Origin of the sequence: Pseudoalteromonas sp. TAE56 (assembly GCF_000497955.1) — a bacterium.
Lineage (GTDB): Bacteria > Pseudomonadota > Gammaproteobacteria > Enterobacterales > Alteromonadaceae > Pseudoalteromonas.
Map to the genome: position 1 here is coordinate 17,316 of NZ_AUTN01000082.1, position 19,685 is coordinate 37,000.

A 19,685-nucleotide genomic window follows, 5' to 3' on the forward strand; every position below is an offset into this window, starting at 1 on the left:
TACTAGTTTTATTGTTATATGCGCTAAAGCGTTAATATAGTAACTAACCTTTGTTCAGGTTAACTAGTTTTACGTGATTTTAAGAAAATCTACAATACTTGCAAAGGTGCGTTCAAATTCAACGTAGCTATGATCGCCACCAAATTCTATCAATTGCTTACATTGTGAATAATATTTTACCGCGTGTTGAAAGTTCAACACTTCATCGCCTGTTTGCTGTAATAAGTACAGTAACTCAGGGTGTGCTAATTTATCTACAGCGAGTAATTTAAGTGCCTCAATGTGACTGTTATTTAGGTCGTAATGATAATCTTGATACGGATTATAATTAGGCCCAAGTAACGACTGTAATAAATTATAGGGTGCGACCGCGGGATTTATGACCACTGCAGGAATTTGATAACGCTGCGATAAATACGTGGCAAAAAAACCACCTAACGAGCTACCTAATAAAACGGTATTTGGCGTTAGTAATTGCTCAAGCTCAATTATAGCTTGTAGGGGCTCGTGGTTTAAGCTCGGTACACAATAATCAACGTCATAGTTTGCCATAAGCTCACCAAAGCGCACAGCTTTATATGATTTTTGTGAACTATTAAAGCCATGAATATAAATTACGCGTTTAGCCATACCACTTCCGTTTTTACTTCTACTTTATCTTTTTTACTGTTTATATTGAGAATTCTGTAAGCTGGGCCCGCATTTTTTTGCTCCCACTGTGAAGTATGCTTTACAAACTGTATTGAGCTGGCTGGGGTCGCATATATGGGCAATCCTCTAAAGCTTTGCTGGTAATCATTATGAACATGACCATGGAAAAGCGCTGATGTGTTGTTACTGTTTACTAAAATATTTAAAAGCTGTGGACCATTTTCTAATAAGTGCTTATCAAGGTAGCCATTTATTGGCAGCGGATTATGATGACAAAATATAACCTTACTATTATTAGAGTCGACTAAAACGTCCGTTATTTCATCTAAGTGCGCACCAGTAACCCATCCTGCAGGCGTAGGTCCTTTAGAATTAACTAGAAGTAGCTCAACCCCATTAGCAATAATATGTTTAGCCGGACTTATTTGCCCACCACTTATGCGATTAAGCATCGCGAGTTCATCATGATTACCTGGTACCCAAAACACAGGGCAAGTTATGTCACTGGCATTTATAAGTTCACTAAATAGTAAGTACGATTCAAAGCTATGATCTTGCGTTAAATCGCCACCAAAAATAATGCAGTCTATTAGCTGCTCAGCAATGTGTGCTAAGGCTTGTTCAAAATGAGCTGCGGTATTTATATCAAAGTATTTACCGCTTTTGTCTGCAAATAAATGGCTGTCAGTAATATGCGCAATGCACAAAGATGATTTATCAAATGTGTACGAATCATCAAACCAAGCCATTATTTACATCCCAATTTAATGTCGCTTGTCCATGCTCTACACAGGCTACTAACCAGTCGTATAAAAAAGCATTAAGTTGATACTTTTCATCTTTTTGATGCATTTTAGGGTTAGGGTAACCATATGATGGTTTTATGCGTTGATGGTAATCGTGGTGAACAATTTCTGCTACTTTTGCATCGTGATATAAGCGCACTGTTAAATACAGCGGTGTTATCCCTTTAACCATTCCTGTTAGCTGCTTAATTGAAATATCCATAGTGTATTTTGCGCTGCCATCAATTTTTGTAGCAAATTCACTGTTGCCAAGTTTTACTTCACGAATGCTTCCTAAATTGCGCTCGCTCGGTAATAACTTTAATAGTCGCACATAGTTATGCTCACAAAGTGTTAAATACTTTGGGAGGCTCTGAATATATCGCTTTGTTGCTAATTGTGCTGTCAAAGTACCGCCATAATTTTAGTAAGAGTTTATGCCCATTTGTTTGCCATTTTTTCGCGATTAAGCGCAAGCCACTGCATACAAATAACCGTTGCCGCATTATCCATTTCACCGTTATTGAGGCGCATTAGCGCATCATCAACTGATAAAATGTGAGTTTTTATATCCTCTCCTTCAGTTTCAAGACCATATACACCTGATTTCACTTGGCTTAAGTCAGTACGCGCTAAATATAAATGTAAGCGCTCAGTTGTACCACCGGGGCTTGATAAGTATGAAAGCATAAATTCAAGTTCAGTTAATTCAAGTCCAGCTTCTTCATACGCCTCTTTTTTAACAACTGATTCGTAATCTTTGCTGCCGTCTGTCATTCCGGCTATACATTCTAGCAGCCACGGCGAATGCTTGCTTTTAATAGCGCCAATACGTATTTGCTCAATTAAAAGAACAGTATCTGATATTGGGTCGTAAGGGAGTACTGCAATTGCATCACCACGCTCTAATATTTCGCGGCTAATTATTTTAGATTTTCCACCTGCAAATAGTGCATGTTCAAACTGGTACAAATCAACCTGAAAAAAACCTTTATAGAGGTTTTTTATTGGCTTTAAATTTACATCTTCATGTGTAAATTGAACGAGTTTTTTATCAACCACGTACCTAGCTCCTACTTATCTAAATCTTTAAAATGCGTTAATATATTCTGTTACACTTGAACATACTGTTTTACTAATTATTTTTTTTGTTATGCAGTAAAACAGGTTAACATGCTTTTAGTACAAAAATTGTCTAAGGACCGAACCCCACATGAAAAAGAACATTCTTGCGGCGCTAGTTAGTTTATCATGCGCACTAGGTGCAACAGCAGTGAAAGCTGAAGATTTACTACAAGTTTTTGAAATAGCGACAGCTAACGATCCTACTGTTTTAAAAGCAAAAGCCCAAGCCGATGCACAGTCTTATCAAAGCGATTTGGCGATGAGCACACTACTGCCTCAAATTGGTTTGACTATGAGTTATACAAAAAGCGATGCAACGTCTTATCAAAGCGTTGGCGACTTATCTAACCAAGTGAAAGTTGAAAGTGACACAGACCAATTCTCTCGTGGTGTAAGCTTAAGCCAAACTTTATTTGATTTAGGTGCCTGGAACACGTTAGATATTGCCGACAAGCAAGCGCTTCAAGCAAGCGGCCTATACGATGCAGCTAAACAAAATTTAATTGTACGCGTTGCTGAAGGTTATTTTAACGTATTAAGTGCAAGCGATAACCTTGAATTTGTTGAAGCTGAAAAACGTGCAATTGAACGTCAACTTGAGCAAACAAAACAACGTTATGCAGTAGGCTTAACGGCTATTACAGACGTACACGAAGCACAAGCTCAGTTCGATAACTCTGTAGCTCAAGAAATTATTGCAGGTAATGCTGTAGAAACAGCACGCGAGCAACTTCGTGAGATTACAGGTAAATATCACGAAAAATTAGATTTTTTAAATACAGATACTTTCTCAACAACTAGACCAACTAAGCGCTCAAGCGACTTTGTTAAAGTAGCTGAAGATAAAAACATAAACCTACAAGTGTCTAAAGTAACAGTTGATATTGCAAAAGATCAAATTGAATTAGCGAAAGCGGGCCATTATCCAAAACTAACTCTAAGTGCAAGTTATGGTGATTCTCTTACAGACAATCAAATAAATGGCGCTAACTTTGATGATCAGCCACGTTCAGACTCAAGCTCTGTTGGTCTTAACTTTAGCGTACCTTTATATTCAGGTGGCGCAACGGTTGCTGCAACAAATCAGGCCCGTGCGTTTTACGTAGGTGCTAGCCAAGACTATGAAACAAATTACCGCGCAGTAACTCGCACAGTGATTACATCATATAATCAAGTTGTTTCAGACATCGCTACTTATAAAGCGCTAGAGCAAGCCGTTGTTTCAGCTCAAAGTGCGCTTAAAGCAACTGAAGCCGGTTTTGAAGTAGGTACGCGTACAATTGTTGACGTACTAGTAAGTACGCAAAATTTATACGATGCAAAGCGTAACCTTGCTGATGTACGTTACCGTTATGTGCTATCTACCCTTCGCTTAAAGCAAGCTGCGGGTACATTAACAAGTGAAGATTTAGTGGCTATAAACCAAGGTTTAAAAGCCGCTTAAATCGCATAATTCATGTAGTTAAAAACATTGGAAGCCAGCTAAATGCTGGCTTTTTGTATTTTACAGCGCTTAGCGTTAAACTATCGTTTTTATTCTCAGAGATATTTTTGTGGTCACCTCATCTCCTTTTAAAGCATCTTTTTTAGGCCCTCGATACTGGTTAACGTGGATTGGCGTTCTATTTTTATATTTAATTTCTTGGTTACCGCAAAAACTACAATTGGCAATGGGTAAACAGCTTGGTCGCTTAGTTCATAAATTTATGAAACGCCGTCGCCATATTGCAGAAGTTAACATTAAATTATGTTTTCCTGATATGAGCGCAGCAGATCAAAAAGACCTTGTGCTCAAAAATATGGAAAACACCGGTATTGCAATGGTTGAGACTGGCATGGCCTGGTGGTGGCCGCAGTGGCGAGCACAAAAAGCATTAGGGTCTTTCAAAGGGCTTGAGCACTTTGAACGTGTTCAAGCGTCTGGTAAAGGTGTTTTATTGCTTGTACCTCATATTCTGCATCTTGAAATGGCTAGCCGTATTATGGGCTTAGAGTGTCAGGGTGTTGGCTTTTATCGCCCTCATAACAACCCTCTAATGGAATACTTTACGACTAATGGCCGCCTTCGCTCTAACGAATACCTAATTGGCCGAAAAGATGTAAAAGGCTTACTAAAAGCATTAAAGAATAAAAAAGTATGCTATTACTTACCCGATCAAGATTACGGCCGTAACCGATGTGAATTTGTTCCATTTTACGCAGTCCCTGACGCGGCAACGACAACCGGTACTCTTATGTTTGCTGGTAGTAAAAACTGCGAAACAATGAGCTTAATAACTCGCCGAGATGAAAATGGTAAATATCACTTGGAAATACTATCAGAGCTTGAAAACTTCCCTAGTGGTGATGATAAGGCTGATGTAACGCGTGTGAATCAACGAATGGAACAATCTGTTAATGCCGCACCAGAGCAGTATATGTGGCTACACCGTCGCTTTAAAACTCGACCTGATAAAAATACCCCTTCTTTTTATAAAAAGTAATGGTATAACAATAATAGGAACAAATAAGGTGGGTAATAATCATGTGGTTTTGGATTAGACATTTATCATTTGCAGCCGTGCTAATTGCACTCGCCGTATACTTTTTAGTGGGTGATGGTTCTGTATTTGATATTAAAAAATCTAAAAATGCAGCCGCCGAAGGATTATCACGCTTTTACTCCTCCATTCGTAACCAAGTAAAAAGTGATACAGAACGAGATCAATTTGTTTTAAAGCTTAAAACACCAGAACAAACCTTAGATAGAGTATTGGCTGAACGTGCGCGAACAGTTGACCCGATGCCGACTAATTGGACTGGAGAAGTTGAGCCTAGGCGCTTTGAAAATGGCACAACACTTAAAGACGTACTCAATCAGTACGCTAAAAATGAAGGCATTGAACTTTACTGGTATTTAAGTAAAGACTACGTAGTTAAAGATCATTTTAGAGTAGACAGCAACTTTACTTCAGCACTTTATCAAATTGGTCGTGCTATAAATGACGACTTTGAGCATGAGGTTTATACTTACTTTTGCCATAAACAACGGGCAGCGGTTATTACAGAGTTACCATCAGAATTTGTACGTACAAACTGTTTAAAACTAAAGGTCTAAAGGTTTACTCGCACAAAAAACCCAAGCAAGCGCTTGGGTTTACAGTTCAACTTAACTCAAAAATACTATTCCAAATATTCGTCACGTTAGTAATATCTTGCAAGAAAGCTTCTCGCGAGATCAACTTGCCTTTTTGATCCAAGCTCAACACGTGATAACACGAGCGATAATCAATATACGCTTTAATCAACTGCTGCTTTTGCTCTTTAGTAATACAGCCTATATTTGCTGCATCCGTTAATATTCTTACGTTATCTGAGTAAACTGTAAGCTGTTCAAACTCATTGGCGTGTTTAAGTACTAAATATTGCGTAATAAACTCAATATCAGCCATACCACCAACATCTTGTTTTAAATCAAATTGCTCAGTATTTCCTTTCGCTAAATGGTCGCGCATTTTTTCGCGCATTTTTATTACATCTGCTTTTAAGACTGTATGATCGCGCTGTTGGCAAAGTATATTTTTACGAATTTGTGAAAAACGATCTATGAGATCGTTTTGGCCCAAAATCAACCGTGCCCGCACAAGTGCTTGATGTTCCCATGTCCACGCTTGAGTTTGCTGATAGTGATTAAAGCTCTCTAGATTGATAGCCAGTAAACCTGATGCACCTTCAGGGCGTAATCGCGTATCAAGCTCATACAAAATACCCGATGCAGTACGAGTATTAAATAAATGCATTAAGCGCTGAGCGAGTTTTAAATAAAACTGGCGAGAATCTATCGGTTTTTCACCATTGGTTTGGCTTGAGCCATCATGATTATGCACAAACACCAAATCTAAATCTGAGTCATACCCCACTTCCAAGCCGCCCGTTTTACCATATGCAATAACAGCAAAGCCTTTGTTTTCATCATCAGTGCCAGGTGGCATACCAAAGCGCTTAACAGTGTTATGCCATGCAATATTAACAGCTTGATCAACAATCGCCTCAGCGAGTACCGTTAAGTGATCGCTTACTTTCATTACATCGAGAACGCCGGTTGCATCTGCAGCTGCAATTCGTAATTGATGCGTTTGCTTAAATTGCCTAAGCGACTCCATTTGCAGTTCTAAATCGTCATGCTCTATTCGTAAAAAATACTGTCTTATTTCATCTTTATAAGCCGTTAATGGTGTCGGTTTATAAAGAACCGCTGGGTCTATTAGCTCATCAAGTAATATAGGATAGCGAGAAATATGCTCACCTATCCATTTGCTATGACAACAAAGTAAAACGAGTTGCTTTAACGCACCTTGGTTTTCGTACAGTAATTCTAAATAAGCAGTGCGTGAAATTATTTTATTAAAAATTTGGCAAACCATCGTAAAAGCAGCTTCGCTGGCATTAAAGTCATTTAACTGACTTAATAAAACAGGCATTAATTTATCAAGGGTGTCGCGCCCTCGGTTACCGATGTTTACCTTAGACAGCCTTAATTTAAAATCGTTAAGGGGAGTTTGCCATTCATCTCTAGCCTCTTTTAAAAACCCCACATCACCATGATCCCAAGCACTAATAAATGCGCCTTCACAAGTATCAAGTGGTGCGGTTTCCTCGCCTATGACCAGTGCAAACTCACCGTTAACTTGCTTCATCACTTTTTCAATAGTGCTTAAAGTAGCAGTAAAATCCGCTTGTTCTAATAATAAATTTAAGCGCTGCTGATTCAATTCATCATCAGGAAGTGTTTGCGTTTGTTGATCATCAAATATTTGTAAGTACTGCTCAACTTTTCGCAAATAAAGATAATTGCGCTTAAGCTCACTTGCTTCTTGCTCATCTATAACTTGGCTAAGTGCCAACTCATTTAATGCTTTAAGTAATGATTGAGTTTGTAAATTAGCCTCTCGGCCACCTCGTACCATTTGCAGGGCTTGCACTATAAATTCAACTTCACGAATACCACCAGCGCCTAATTTTATATTATTAGTTAAGCGTTTACGGCGAACCTCTTGTGCGATCATTAACTTCATTTTACGCAAAGATTCAATTACCGAAAAATCAATATACCGGCGATAAACAAACGGCTTTAAAAGCTTAATAAATTCATCCCAATATTTATTAGGGGTGCCAATTAGGCGCCCTTTTAACATTGCGTAGCGTTCCCAGTCGCGCCCTTGCTCCTGATAGTAATCTTCAATAGCATTAAAGCTCATAACCAAAGGGCCACTTTCGCCAAACGGGCGTAGGCGCATATCAACTCTAAATACCTGCCCGTCACCGGTGGCTTGGTTAAGTGATGCAATGAGCTTTTGTGCAACTTTAGTGTAAAATACTTGGGCCTCAAGGCTTCTGCGACCACCTTGGGTTTTTGTACTGCGCGGATACGCAAAAATGAGATCAATATCAGAGGAGTAATTTAGCTCTTGCCCGCCGAGCTTCCCCATCCCTAGAACCATTAATGGCATTGCTTGGCTTTGCTCATCAAGCGGCTCACCATTTACTTTTGCCACCTGCGCATGCGCCCATTGGTTAGCGCTATCAATTAGCATATCAGCCAGTTGGCTTATGTAATTAATGCTATCGGCAATAGGGTTATTACAACATAAATCTAAAAAGGCGACTTTAAGCCAGTATTTTTCGCGGTACTTTCGTAAGATTTGATTACACTTAGCATCGTCAATATCACTAAGTTCAATGCTATCAAAGGGAGAGGTAACATGCCTGTTTTGAATTTCATCTTTGCACAGCAGCCAGTCTTTTAACGTTGGTTGTGATTCTAAACAGCGCCAGGCAAAGTCGCTCAAGGCGAGTAATCGTATAACTTCGCTTTCATTACTTTGCTGTGGATATAATTGTTCGAAGCGCTCTAAGCCAAGTTTTTGTAATTGAATAGGAAGTTGCTTTACGTTACTCATCAATCCTCTCTTTTATATCATCAATAACCGTACTAGAATGACTAAAACCTAGAAAGGTTCACTTAATTAGGATCACCATGTCATATTTGTCTTTATCTAACACTAGTTTTATTGCGATTGCTATTAGTTTTGCGGTTATTTGTATAACTATTTTTAGTTTACGAGTTGTCACTCAAATCAAAGCAAAACAAGCGCTTAAAGATGAACTTGCGCAGCACGATAACTTTGCCATGGGTATTAGCTTCGCATCTGAAATATCAGTTGTCATAGCCACTATGGCCTTCTTATTTGATGAAATAAGCATAAGCACCGCGCAATCCAATCCATTAAAAGTTTTGGTCATTATTATTTTATTATTTACATTTATTAAGGTAGGTCACTTAATTCATCGTAAATGGATATTGCACAGGTTTAATGAAGAAGCTGCAATATTAAAGCAAAATGTATGTGCTGCACTGGTGGATTCGGGCATGTTAATCGCCAACTGTATTATTGCACTTGGTTTATACACGTGGACACATACCCAAGGGTTTAGTAACTTACTTATTGCTTGCGTTAGCTTTTTTACACTTCAGGGAATGTTTGCACTGGATAGTAAAATACGAGAATATCGTTTTGCCAAAGCAAACCAAGGCGCTTCGCTACAAAGTAACTTCAACTTAGAAAACACCTCTATAGGTATAAGATATGCTGGAAAATCAATCGGTTTAGCATTATCTGTGTACGCTGGTTTATCTAGCGCAGCATTTCAAAACGGTAAAATGGTAGAAAACATATTTACACTCGTTATGCATTGCGGTGTAATGTGGATACTACTCTACAGCTTAACGTATGTTATAAAAGTTATCTCTTTACCAAATATTGATACAGCTCTTGAAATAGACCATCAAGATAATATTGGCGTAGCATGTATAGAGTTTGCTGTTTTTTGTGCTATAGGTTATTTACTTATTAGCATGTTTTCTCTTTAGACCTTTTTACTAAAAATACAGCAATTAAAACGTCTGCATTTAAGTAATAATGGTAATTACTTAAATGTAACAAGGCCCGAGCTCTATGCCACTTGAAGCTACTAACTATTTGTTAATTGACATAGACAACGAATTTAGCCGTGCATTTGCCGAATTCTATGTTAATAATGGCAAAACCAAAGCGAGTACGCTTATTGCAGCAGGCAATAATACCCGTCAGTTAGTAAAAATGATGTTTGACGAGCTTATTAAAGACTATAGTTATTGCGATCTTGAGAACGAAATCAGCGTTTCTGAATTAATTAACTATCTAAAAGAGCATCACGATTTACACGGAGTACTTTTTAATAATACCGATTACTTACTCGCAAGTGATAAACAACGCTTTATTTATAACTCCTTACATGAAAAACGCTTTTTAATAAACCTTGATGATACAGGCTATACACTAAGCCAGGTTACTGACGAAACATTAACCGAACCTTCGCAAAATCACCATGATATAGCACACACACCACAAGATTTAATAGATCTCGCCGAGCAACTTAATAAAAATAAATAATTGCGCACAGCTCCCAGCTTACTTACCATAGCAGTATATATTTTTATGCTAAGTAGTAAGTGACGCACTATGCGAGTTCCTCATATTTATCAAACATCGAGTATTGCCCTAAACACCCCTGTAACCTTAGATGAGGATGCTGCAGGGCATATTGGCAGAGTGCTGCGCATGAAAGTAGGCGAGCATGTATCTATTTTTAATGGCGAAGGCGGCGAATACCTTAGTGAAATAATTGAAGTAACAAAAAAAACAGTCGTCGTAATGCCATTAGAGCTTAATCCCCACGATGTAGAATCTCCGCTTAAAATTCATTTAGGCCAGTGTGTATCCCGTGGTGATAAAATGGACTTTACAATTCAAAAGTCAGTTGAACTGGGCATTACCGAAATCACCCCACTTTTTAGTCAGCGCTGTGGTGTGAAACTAATGGGCGATCGCCTTGAGAAAAAACACCAACAATGGCAAAAAATTGCAATTGCAGCGGCAGAGCAATCTGGGCGTAATTTTGTGCCAATCGTTCATCCTCCTGTAGATTTAAAACAATGGCTTGCACAACAAACCAATGCAATTAAGCTCACTCTCCACCCTCGTGCTGACCACAGCATTAAAACCATTACGGTACCTAAAGATGGCGTACGCTTTTTAGTCGGCCCAGAAGGCGGCTTTACCGACGATGAAATGGCACTAACTAAACAACTAGAATTTGTAGATATTCGCTTAGGCCCGCGCGTTTTACGAACGGAAACAGCCGCTTTAACGGTCTTAAGTGCATTACAACTTCAATTTGGCGATTTAGCTAATTGAAATAACTAAAAGCACCCTCATATAAACAGTAACATTTATAGTAAGGCACAGCGCATGGCAATTAAGTTAGGTATTATTTCAGATCCTATTAGTGGATTTAACATCAAAAAAGACACCGGTTTTGCAATGATGATGCAAGCGCAAGAACGCGGCTACGAAATTTATTATATGGAGATGGATGATTTATCTCTTCGTAAAGGTAAGTCGTACGCTACAGCGTCTAAAGCGCAAGTGTTTAATAATGCAGAAAAATGGTACGAGCTTGAAGAAAAAGCCACTATAGCGCTTGCCGATCTTGATGTGATTTTAATGCGTAAAGATCCTCCTTTTGATACTGAATACATTTACGCGACTTATATTTTAGAACGTGCAGAACAAGAAGGTACGTTAATAATTAACAAGCCACAAAGCCTTCGCGATGCTAACGAAAAGCTATTTACAGCATGGTTTAGCGAACACACGCCAGATACCCTGGTTACACGCAGTCAAAAACAAATTCGTGAGTTTTTAGCCGAGCATAAAGACATTATTTTAAAACCCCTTGATGGCATGGGCGGCGCATCTATCTTCCGCCTTAGAGAAGACGATGCCAACATTGGTGTAATTTGTGAAACGCTAACCGAGCACGGCAGCCGCTTTGCTATGGTGCAAAATTACATCCCAGAGATCAAACAAGGCGACAAGCGCGTATTGGTTATTGATGGCGAGGTTATTCCGTATTGTTTAGCGCGTATTCCACAAAATGGTGAGACACGCGGTAATTTAGCTGTTGGCGGTCGAGGCGAAGCGCGCCCACTTAGTGAATCTGATTTAAAAATTGCGCAAGCAGTCGCGCCAACGCTTAAAGAAAAAGGCTTAATATTTGTAGGTTTAGATATTATTGGCGATAAATTAACTGAAATTAACGTAACTGCACCAACGTGCGTGCGCGAAATTGAAGCGGCTTATGATATATCTATTACAGGTATTTTGTTTGATGCAATTGAAAGAAAGTTAGATAAATAAGCATCTATCTGTCGTTATTAAAAGCACTTTCGTGTCATGAATTTTAATATAGTTGTTAACTATTAATCTTTAAACCGTATGAGAGTGCTTTTTTAGTTTTAAAAACAAAGGTATGTGCCATACTCAAAGTTCATTAACTAAAAAGGGTGAAGTCTATGCAATCATTAGAAAATCATTTTTTAATCGCAATGCCGTCGATGCAAGACCCTTTTTTTAAACGTGCTGTTACCTATATTTGTGAGCACAATGAAGATGGGGCTATGGGCTTGGTAATAAACCAACCTATTGATGTTACTGTTGGCGAACTTTTAGATAAAATAGAAATTGATAACGACAAAACTCAAAACGCAGCAAAAGTAAGTGTGTTTGCAGGCGGACCCGTTAAAACTGACCGTGGTTTTGTACTGCACTCTCCTCAACCGGGTTATTCAGCGAGTCAAAAGCTCAGTAGCGATATTATGATCACTACCTCAAAAGACGTTTTAGCAAGCTTAACTACCGCACAAGCACCTGAGCAATTTATTATTACACTGGGTTATTCAGGGTGGGAGCAAGGACAACTCGAACAAGAGTTACTTGATAACAGCTGGTTGATCATAGAAGCAGATCCAAAGATCATTTTTAATACCCCCGTTGAAAAACGGTGGGAAAAAGCAGTTTCAATGTTGGGCTTTGATATTAGCCAACTCAGCCTTGAAGCTGGTCACGCATAACAACTTAAAATTTAAACAAGATACACATGACAAAAAAATCGCTTAAGCCGCAAGGCGAACGCACTGTAATGGGCTTTGACTTTGGCACCAAAAGTATTGGTATTGCTATTGGGCAAGAGCTAACAGGCAGCGCGTCTAGCCTTAAGGCTGTAAAAGCACAAGATGGTATTCCTAATTGGGACCATATTGCTGTGCAAGTGGCCGAATGGCAGCCTGACTTAATGGTTGTTGGCTTACCACTAAATATGGATGGAACGTCACAAGAGGTTACCTTTAAAGCAAAAAAGTTTGCCAACAGATTGCATAATCATTATGGCATTCCTGTGCAAACACAAGACGAGCGTTTAACGACCGCGGATGCTAAAGCGCGACTTTTTGAAAGTGGCGGCTATAAAAACTTAGGCAAAGGTAACGTAGATAATATGTCTGCGGTTATTATTTTAGAAAGTTTTTTTGAGTCTAGTTACGGTGAATAAGCCTGCTATATAAACAACTCGTTATATACAAAAAAAGCGCCAATTGGCGCTTTTTTTGTATTAATGCTTAATAGAAAATTCGTTTGTTTATTGATCGCCATTTTTATCGTCAAGGCCATCAATAGTAACGCCTTGTAAAAAGCCCGCACCTTGCTGTTCGTTATTGCGCAGTTTAATCATTAAGCGTAAATCATTCGGCGAATCAGCATGATGCAGTGCATCAGCGTAATTAATTCGCTGCTGTCTGTACAACTCAAATAGCGCTTGGTCAAAGGTTTGCATGCCCATCTCTTTCGATTTAGCCATTGCCTCTTTAATACCACCAATATCACCGTTTTTAATCAGTTCAGCAACCATTGGTGAGTTAAGCAATATTTCAATAGCTGCAACACGACTTTCACCATCAGCAGTCGGTACTAATTGCTGAGCTACAATGGCGCGTAAGTTAAGTGCTAAATCGTACTTAAGCTTATCGTGTTTTTCTTTGGGGACTAAATGCATAATACGGTCAATTGCTTGGTTGGCATTATTAGCATGCAGTGTTGCAACACACAGGTGACCTGTTTCGGCAAAGCTTAGTGCATATTCCATAGTTTCTTGAGAGCGAATTTCACCAATCAAAATTACATCGGGCGCTTGACGTAATGAGCTTTTAAGTGCTGACTCAAAGCTTTCGGTATCAAGCCCGACCTCGCGCTGAGTTATAATACTTTTACGATGCTCATGAACAAATTCAATCGGATCTTCAATAGTCAGTATATGACCACGTTGGTTACGGTTTCTGTAGCCAATAAGTGCAGCTAGAGAGGTTGATTTACCCGTGCCAGTACCACCGACGAACAAAACAAGGCCACGCTTAGACATAATTACATCGGTAAGAATTGAAGGTAGGCCTAGCTCACTCACATCAGGTATTTGCGTCACAATACGGCGAATAACCATACCTGCTTTATCGCGTTGCCAAAAAGCAGAAATACGGAAACGTCCTTCGTCGGTAGCAATCGCAAAGTTACATTCTTTTGTTGTATGAAACTCTGCTTTTTGTTTTTCGCTCATTGCAGATTCAACTAGCTCAAGCGATTGCTCATCAGTAAGCCTATCATCGCTTAGAGCTATTAACTCACCGTTTATTTTTGCGCTTACAGGTAGCTGACTCGATACAAATAAGTCAGATCCTTTTTTCTCAATCATGATAAGTAAAAAGTCGTTTAAAGATAAAGCCATAATAGTTTCTTACCCACCAAATTGTGTTTTGTCTTGTGCTTTTTCTTTCGCTGCAGCATTTGTAACAATGCCGTGATTAACTAAATTAGTTAAACATTGATCCATTGTTTGCATGCCCACAGACGCACCTGTTTGAATCGACGAGTACATTTGTGCAATTTTATCTTCACGAATCAAGTTACGAATAGCAGGTACTGCAATCATAATTTCGTGTGCCGCAACTCGCCCGCCGCCAATCTTTTTAAGCAGTGTTTGCGAAATAACAGCACGCAAAGATTCAGATAACATTGAACGTACCATTGACTTTTCCTCACCTGGGAATACATCGATAATACGGTCAATGGTTTTTGGTGCAGACGTAGTATGTAGCGTGCCAAACACTAAGTGGCCTGTTTCGGCTGCGGTCATTGCAAGACGAATTGTTTCTAAATCACGTAACTCACCTACAAGTATTACATCGGGATCTTCACGCAATGCACTACGTAGCGCGTTTGAAAAGCTATGTGTATCGCGATGTACTTCACGTTGATTAATAAGGCTTAATTTATTATCGTGAACAAACTCGATTGGATCTTCGATTGTTAGAATATGGTGATGTTTATTTTGATTTATATAATCGACCATAGCGGCAAGTGTTGTTGATTTACCAGAGCCCGTTGGGCCTGTCACTAACACGAGTCCACGTGGGGTATCGGAGATTGTTTTAAAAATATCTGGCGCACCTAAATCATCAAGCGTTAACACTTCACTTGGTATGGTACGAAATACCGCAGCAGGCCCGCGATTAGAGTTAAATGCATTCACACGAAAACGTGCTAAATTAGGCACTTCAAACGAAAAATCCACTTCGAGATTTTGTTCGTAGTCCTTGCGTTGATTATCGTTCATAATATCGTAAACCAGACTGTTTACGTCTTTATCTGCAAGGGCTGGTATATTAATGCGGCGAACATCACCGTCTACGCGTATCATAGGTGAAACACCCGATGATAAATGTAAATCGGATGCTTTGTGTTGCACACTAAACGCTAATAATTCGGTAATATCCATTTATGACTCCACAACTAACTGATAAATATATGGTTACAATAGCAGAACGACTCACATCCGCCTACGCTAGAATTGCAGACGCGGCAAAAAACGCACAGCGAAACACTAACGAAGTTACTTTACTGGCAGTGTCTAAAACTAAACCAAGCGAAGATGTTATTGCAGCTTATGAGCATGGCCAGCGCGAATTTGGTGAATCTTATGTTCAAGAGGCTATAGATAAAATAGCTCAACTACAGTCATATAGCGATATCATTTGGCATTTCATTGGACCAATTCAATCAAATAAAAGTGCATTAGTGGCTGCCAACTTTGACTGGGTGCAAAGTGTTGATCGTATAAAAATAGCCAAACGATTAGATTCCCAGCGCCCAGACGATAAATCGCCTCTTAATATACTTATTCAAGTAAATATAAGCGAAGAAGAAGCCAAATCGGGTTGTAGTGTTGGGCAAATTTCTGAACTTGCCGATTTTATTAACCAATGTAAGCACTTAACACTTCGCGGTTTAATGGCAATTCCGGCTAAAAGTGACGATCTGGATACGCAAATTCAATCTTTTGAGCAATTACAAACTTGCTTTGATAAACTAAAGACCCAATATCCTCAAGTAGATACTTTGTCGATGGGTATGAGCGGTGATGTTGAAGCTGCCATTAGTGCAGGTTCAACCATGGTAAGAGTCGGCACAGACATTTTTGGAACACGAACTTAAAAGGTGATAACAGATTTATGTCAGATAAAAAAATCGCATTTATAGGCACAGGTAATATGAGCTACGCCATTATTGGTGGCATGGTAAAAAACGGTTTTAACGCAAGTAACATTATTGCGACTAACCGCAACCAAGAAAAGCTTGCAAAGGTAGCAGCCGATTTCAAGGTGCAAACCACCAGTGACAATAACGAAGCCCTGCGCGATGCTGATGTAATTGTTTTGTCTGTTAAACCACAAATGATGGGCGATTTATGTAAATCGTTTCAAGATTCGGGCGTAGATTTTAGCGACAAACTGTTCATTTCGGTTGCTGCGGGCTTAACTGTAAAACGCCTTCGCGAAATGCTAGGTCAAGACGTTAAAATGGTACGCTGTATGCCAAACACACCGTCTTTATTAGGCCGTGGTGTATCAGGTTTATATGGCGCGGGCGAAACACAAAGCGAACACGAGTTTGTACAACAAGTTTTTGAATGCACTGGCATTGTTGTATGGGTTGAAAAAGAATCACAAATTAACGACATTATTGCTGTGACTGGCTCTTCGCCTGCTTACTTTTTCTTATTTATGGAAGCCATAGAAGAAAAAGCCAAAGCGCTGGGCTTTAATGATGAAGACGCTCGTCGCCTGGTACAACAAACAGCCCTTGGCGCCGCCGAAATGGCACTTAGCCAGCCTGATATTACTATTTCGCAACTACGTTCAAACGTAACATCTAAAGGCGGTACGACTCACGCAGCTGTTGAGCACTTAAAAGATGAAGGCTTAACTAAAACCGTTGGCGATGCAATGGATGCGTGTATTGCGCGTGCAGAGCAAATGGAAAAAGAACTCTAAAACCACTTTTTTATTGAAGGTTACACTATGAATGCCATGCAATTTTTGATCAGTACCCTGTTTGATTTGTTTTTAATGGTGGTATTACTGCGCTTTTGGCTGCAGTGGGCAAAAGCCGACTTTTATAATCCAATGAGCCAGTTTGTGGTTAAAGCCACGTCGTTTGCGGTAAAACCACTGCGTAAAATTATTCCGGGGTTTGGCGGACTTGATTTAGCATCTTTGTTGTTGGCATTTATAGTGGCTGTAGCCAAAATTAGTACTTTAATGCTTGTTATATATAATGCGTGGGCAATACAGCCTGTACTTATTCAAGCACTTATAACGGTACTAAAAGAAGGCCTTAACTTAGTTTTTTGGGTACTTATTATTCGCGCTATTTTAAGTTGGGTTAGCCAAGGTTATAACCCTATAGAAGCGGTTTTCCATCAGCTTACTGAACCAATGCTAAAACCAATTCGTAAAATATTACCATCAATGGGTGGCTTAGATTTATCAGTTTTAGTGCTTATTATTGGTATTCAGTTTTTGCAAATGTTGCTTATGGACTTTTTAGTCTAAGCACTTAATTTTTGAGTAAAAGAGGCCCAAAGGCCTCTTTTTTATATGTTTTGAGGAATACATAATGAACCGTTTAATTAAGTTTTGTTTTATTGCTTGTTTGGCATTTGCATTTAACGCGCAAAGCGAAGAAATGCAAGGCGCACAATACAAAGAGCTTGGCCCTTGGCAAGTGCATTACATCGCTTTTCCTTCTACTTTTATTCAGCCAAAAATAGCAAAAGCGTATGGCCTTGAGCGAAGCGGATACAAAGGCATTGTGAATATTTCTGTTTTAAAAAATGATGCCGAAAACACAGCCCAAACGGCAAAGCTTACAGGCACAGCTAAAAACCTACTTGGCAACAAGCAAACGCTTACTTTTAAAGAAGTAAAAGAAGGTGAGTCAATTTATTACCTTGCCCAAGTTGATTACACCAACGAAGAGATTTTACGCTTTGAGATTGAAATACAACAAAGTAATCAATTTCAAAAATTACAGTTTCAGCAAAAATTTTACGTAGATTAATAACATGACCAAAACTTTAGTACTTGCTACAGGTAATCCTGGCAAAGTAAAAGAACTAGCTAACATGCTAAGCTCTCTGAATATTAATGTAGTCCCACAGAGCGATTTTAATGTAGGTGAAGTTGCCGAAACCGGCACTACCTTTGTTGAAAATGCCATTATTAAAGCACGCCATGCCGCTAAAATTACTGGCATGGCAGCTATTGCCGATGACTCTGGTTTAGAAGTTGATGGCTTAAATGGCGCACCCGGTGTTTACTCAGCCCGCTTTGCAGGCCTAGGTGCCAGCGATCAAGATAACATTGATAAGTTACTCGTTGATTTGGGTAATAACCCTATCCGTAGTGCACGTTTTTGGTGTGTACTGGTATTAATGCGCCACGCAGATGACCCTACTCCACTTATTTGCAGTGCAAGCTGGGAAGGCGAAATTACGCTCACTCAAAATGGCAACGGTGGCTTTGGTTACGATCCGGTGTTTTTTGTAGCAGAGAAAAATTGTACGAGTGCTGAGCTTACAAAAGAGCAAAAAAATGCAGTGAGTCATCGCGGACAAGCGCTACAAAAATTATTGCTAGAGCTAAAGCAAAAAGGCGGCCTGTGAACCTTCCACCACTGAGCTTATATGTGCACGTGCCTTGGTGCGTGCAAAAATGCCCGTACTGCGATTTTAATAGCCACGGACAAAAAGGTGAAATACCTGAAGCTGAATATGTTCAGCATTTAATTGATGATTTAAAAGCTGATTTGCACTTAGTGCAAGGGCGTAAAATTCACAGCATTTTTATTGGTGGCGGCACTCCAAGCTTATTAACTGGTACAGCTTACACCCGCTTACTAAAAGAAGTCGATAGCCTAATTGGACTTGAAGACAACTGCGAAATTACCCTTGAAGCCAACCCTGGCACAGTAGAAACAGGTCGTTTTAAAGATTACGTAAAAGCAGGTATTAACCGTATTTCTATTGGCGTGCAAAGCATGCAAAACGACAAGTTAAAAGCACTTGGTCGGATTCATGGCAGCGACGAGGCTAATTATGCTGCGCAGCAAGCTAAAGAAGCCGGTTTAAACAGCTTTAACCTTGATTTAATGCACGGCTTACCGGGGCAAACACTTGACGATGCACTGAGTGATTTAAAGCAAATAATAGCGCTAGATCCTCCGCATATATCTTGGTATCAACTAACTATTGAACCTAATACTCAGTTTGCATCAAAACCTCCAACCTTGCCACAAGACGAAACACTGTGGGACATTCAAGAACAAGGGGTCGAGTTACTAGCTCAAGCAGGTTACATACAATACGAAATATCAGGCTATGCAAAACCAGGCTATCAGTGCCAACATAACTTGAATTATTGGCGTTTTGGCGATTATCTAGGTATTGGCTGCGGCGCGCATGGTAAGGTTACTGATGCAAATACAGGGCTTATTACGCGTACCGAAAAGGTTAAACACCCACGCGGCTATATGGATTTAATTAAACCGTATATGTACAAAAGCTGGCATGTAGAGCAAGACGATTTAGCGTTTGAATTTTTTATGAATCGCTTTCGCCTTGTTGAGCCTTGCCCAATTAATGATTTTAATAAATTAACAACACTGCCACTGCAAAGTCAGCAAAGTGCATTAAACCAAGCAATCAATAAAGGTTTATTGACTCAAACAGGCAGTCATTGGCAGGTAAGCTTAAAAGGTCATCGCTTTTTAAATGACCTGCTAGAATTATTTGTGTAGCGCCCAGCGCTACACAAAA

General features: G+C 39.4%; 22 protein-coding genes. 15 read left to right on the forward strand and 7 right to left on the reverse strand.

Features of this window, described 5'->3' with window-relative positions; genetic code table 11:
* Positions 1–69 precede the first annotated feature (69 nt).
* From L656_RS0108465 to L656_RS0108480, 4 genes are read right to left on the reverse strand one after another with little or no spacing between them, the layout of a single operon-like run.
* A complete protein-coding gene (locus L656_RS0108465) occupies positions 70–630 on the reverse strand; it encodes a YqiA/YcfP family alpha/beta fold hydrolase (protein ID WP_024598881.1) in 561 nt (186 codons plus the stop codon).
* The gene (locus tag L656_RS0108470) at positions 615–1,400 is read right to left on the reverse strand and encodes a metallophosphoesterase (protein WP_024598882.1); all 786 of its coding nucleotides are present in this window, start codon (positions 1,398–1,400) and stop codon (positions 615–617) included. Before L656_RS0108470 ends, L656_RS0108465 begins: the two co-directional genes overlap by 16 nt.
* Positions 1,387–1,845 carry a DUF1249 domain-containing protein gene (locus L656_RS0108475; protein ID WP_024598883.1) on the reverse strand — a complete coding sequence of 153 codons (459 nt, stop codon included), beginning with the start codon at positions 1,843–1,845 and terminating at the stop codon, positions 1,387–1,389. Before L656_RS0108475 ends, L656_RS0108470 begins: the two co-directional genes overlap by 14 nt.
* Positions 1,846–1,871: 26 nt before the next feature.
* Positions 1,872–2,498 (reverse strand): NUDIX domain-containing protein, encoded by a 627-nt coding sequence (locus L656_RS0108480; RefSeq protein ID WP_024598884.1) that lies wholly within the window; start codon positions 2,496–2,498, stop codon positions 1,872–1,874.
* A gap of 151 nt (positions 2,499–2,649) precedes the next feature.
* On the opposite strand from L656_RS0108480, the gene tolC reads away from it, so the two are divergent.
* From tolC to L656_RS0108495, 3 genes are all read left to right on the forward strand, one after another.
* Positions 2,650–4,005 carry an outer membrane channel protein TolC gene (gene tolC, locus L656_RS0108485; protein ID WP_024598885.1) on the forward strand — a complete coding sequence of 452 codons (1,356 nt, stop codon included), beginning with the start codon at positions 2,650–2,652 and terminating at the stop codon, positions 4,003–4,005.
* Positions 4,006–4,114: 109 nt separating this feature from the next.
* Positions 4,115–5,044: an LpxL/LpxP family Kdo(2)-lipid IV(A) lauroyl/palmitoleoyl acyltransferase gene (lpxL, locus tag L656_RS0108490; protein WP_024598886.1), complete on the forward strand. Its 930-nt coding sequence runs from the start codon at positions 4,115–4,117 to the stop codon at positions 5,042–5,044.
* Positions 5,045–5,085: 41 nt separating this feature from the next.
* Entirely contained in the window at positions 5,086–5,658 is a 573-nt protein-coding gene (locus tag L656_RS0108495; RefSeq protein ID WP_024598887.1) for a toxin co-regulated pilus biosynthesis Q family protein, read from the forward strand.
* Between the two features lie 46 nt (positions 5,659–5,704).
* Here L656_RS0108495 and glnE read toward each other — a convergent pair whose 3' ends face one another.
* The gene (gene glnE, locus L656_RS0108500; protein ID WP_024598888.1) at positions 5,705–8,500 is read right to left on the reverse strand and encodes a bifunctional [glutamate--ammonia ligase]-adenylyl-L-tyrosine phosphorylase/[glutamate--ammonia-ligase] adenylyltransferase; all 2,796 of its coding nucleotides are present in this window, start codon (positions 8,498–8,500) and stop codon (positions 5,705–5,707) included.
* Between the two features lie 77 nt (positions 8,501–8,577).
* Here glnE and L656_RS0108505 point away from each other — a divergent pair, with 77 nt between their 5' ends.
* The 6 genes from L656_RS0108505 to ruvX all read left to right on the forward strand — a co-directional run bounded on the left by L656_RS0108505 (position 8,578) and on the right by ruvX (position 13,031).
* Positions 8,578–9,471 carry a DUF350 domain-containing protein gene (locus L656_RS0108505; RefSeq protein ID WP_024596224.1) on the forward strand — a complete coding sequence of 298 codons (894 nt, stop codon included), beginning with the start codon at positions 8,578–8,580 and terminating at the stop codon, positions 9,469–9,471.
* A gap of 85 nt (positions 9,472–9,556) precedes the next feature.
* On the forward strand, positions 9,557–10,033 hold the full coding sequence (locus L656_RS0108510) for a hypothetical protein (RefSeq protein WP_024598889.1): 477 nt from the start codon (positions 9,557–9,559) through the stop codon (positions 10,031–10,033).
* Positions 10,034–10,102: 69 nt separating this feature from the next.
* The gene (rsmE, locus tag L656_RS0108515; protein ID WP_024598890.1) at positions 10,103–10,837 is read left to right on the forward strand and encodes a 16S rRNA (uracil(1498)-N(3))-methyltransferase; all 735 of its coding nucleotides are present in this window, start codon (positions 10,103–10,105) and stop codon (positions 10,835–10,837) included.
* 54 nt (positions 10,838–10,891) lie between these two features.
* Complete coding sequence (gene gshB / locus L656_RS0108520) at positions 10,892–11,842, forward strand: glutathione synthase (protein ID WP_007585399.1); 951 nt, start codon at positions 10,892–10,894, stop codon at positions 11,840–11,842.
* 155 nt (positions 11,843–11,997) lie between these two features.
* Positions 11,998–12,555, forward strand: a complete 558-nt coding sequence (locus tag L656_RS0108525) for a YqgE/AlgH family protein (protein WP_024598891.1) — start codon at positions 11,998–12,000, stop codon at positions 12,553–12,555.
* Between the two features lie 26 nt (positions 12,556–12,581).
* Positions 12,582–13,031 (forward strand): Holliday junction resolvase RuvX, encoded by a 450-nt coding sequence (gene ruvX / locus L656_RS0108530; protein WP_002961947.1) that lies wholly within the window; start codon positions 12,582–12,584, stop codon positions 13,029–13,031.
* Between the two features lie 87 nt (positions 13,032–13,118).
* Here the strand turns inward: ruvX and L656_RS0108540 are convergent, their stop codons facing one another.
* Together L656_RS0108540 and L656_RS0108545 are read right to left on the reverse strand one after the other, a co-directional pair.
* On the reverse strand, positions 13,119–14,255 hold the full coding sequence (locus L656_RS0108540) for a PilT/PilU family type 4a pilus ATPase (RefSeq protein ID WP_024598892.1): 1,137 nt from the start codon (positions 14,253–14,255) through the stop codon (positions 13,119–13,121).
* Positions 14,256–14,264: 9 nt separating this feature from the next.
* Positions 14,265–15,305, reverse strand: coding sequence for a type IV pilus twitching motility protein PilT (locus tag L656_RS0108545; RefSeq protein ID WP_007585408.1), 1,041 nt, complete (start codon positions 15,303–15,305; stop codon positions 14,265–14,267).
* 2 nt (positions 15,306–15,307) lie between these two features.
* Here L656_RS0108545 and L656_RS0108550 point away from each other — a divergent pair, with 2 nt between their 5' ends.
* From L656_RS0108550 to hemW, 6 genes are all read left to right on the forward strand, one after another.
* Positions 15,308–16,021, forward strand: coding sequence for a YggS family pyridoxal phosphate-dependent enzyme (locus tag L656_RS0108550; RefSeq protein ID WP_024598893.1), 714 nt, complete (start codon positions 15,308–15,310; stop codon positions 16,019–16,021).
* A 17-nt stretch (positions 16,022–16,038) separates the two neighbouring features.
* Entirely contained in the window at positions 16,039–16,860 is an 822-nt protein-coding gene (gene proC, locus L656_RS0108555; protein ID WP_024598894.1) for a pyrroline-5-carboxylate reductase, read from the forward strand.
* Between the two features lie 27 nt (positions 16,861–16,887).
* Entirely contained in the window at positions 16,888–17,421 is a 534-nt protein-coding gene (locus L656_RS0108560) for a YggT family protein (protein ID WP_002962568.1), read from the forward strand.
* A gap of 64 nt (positions 17,422–17,485) precedes the next feature.
* Positions 17,486–17,929 (forward strand): DUF4426 domain-containing protein, encoded by a 444-nt coding sequence (locus L656_RS0108565; protein ID WP_024596215.1) that lies wholly within the window; start codon positions 17,486–17,488, stop codon positions 17,927–17,929.
* Positions 17,930–17,933: 4 nt separating this feature from the next.
* A complete protein-coding gene (rdgB, locus tag L656_RS0108570) occupies positions 17,934–18,533 on the forward strand; it encodes an RdgB/HAM1 family non-canonical purine NTP pyrophosphatase (RefSeq protein ID WP_024598895.1) in 600 nt (199 codons plus the stop codon).
* On the forward strand, positions 18,530–19,666 hold the full coding sequence (hemW, locus tag L656_RS0108575) for a radical SAM family heme chaperone HemW (protein ID WP_024598896.1): 1,137 nt from the start codon (positions 18,530–18,532) through the stop codon (positions 19,664–19,666). The genes rdgB and hemW overlap by 4 nt, the downstream gene beginning before the upstream one ends.
* Positions 19,667–19,685 lie beyond the last annotated feature (19 nt).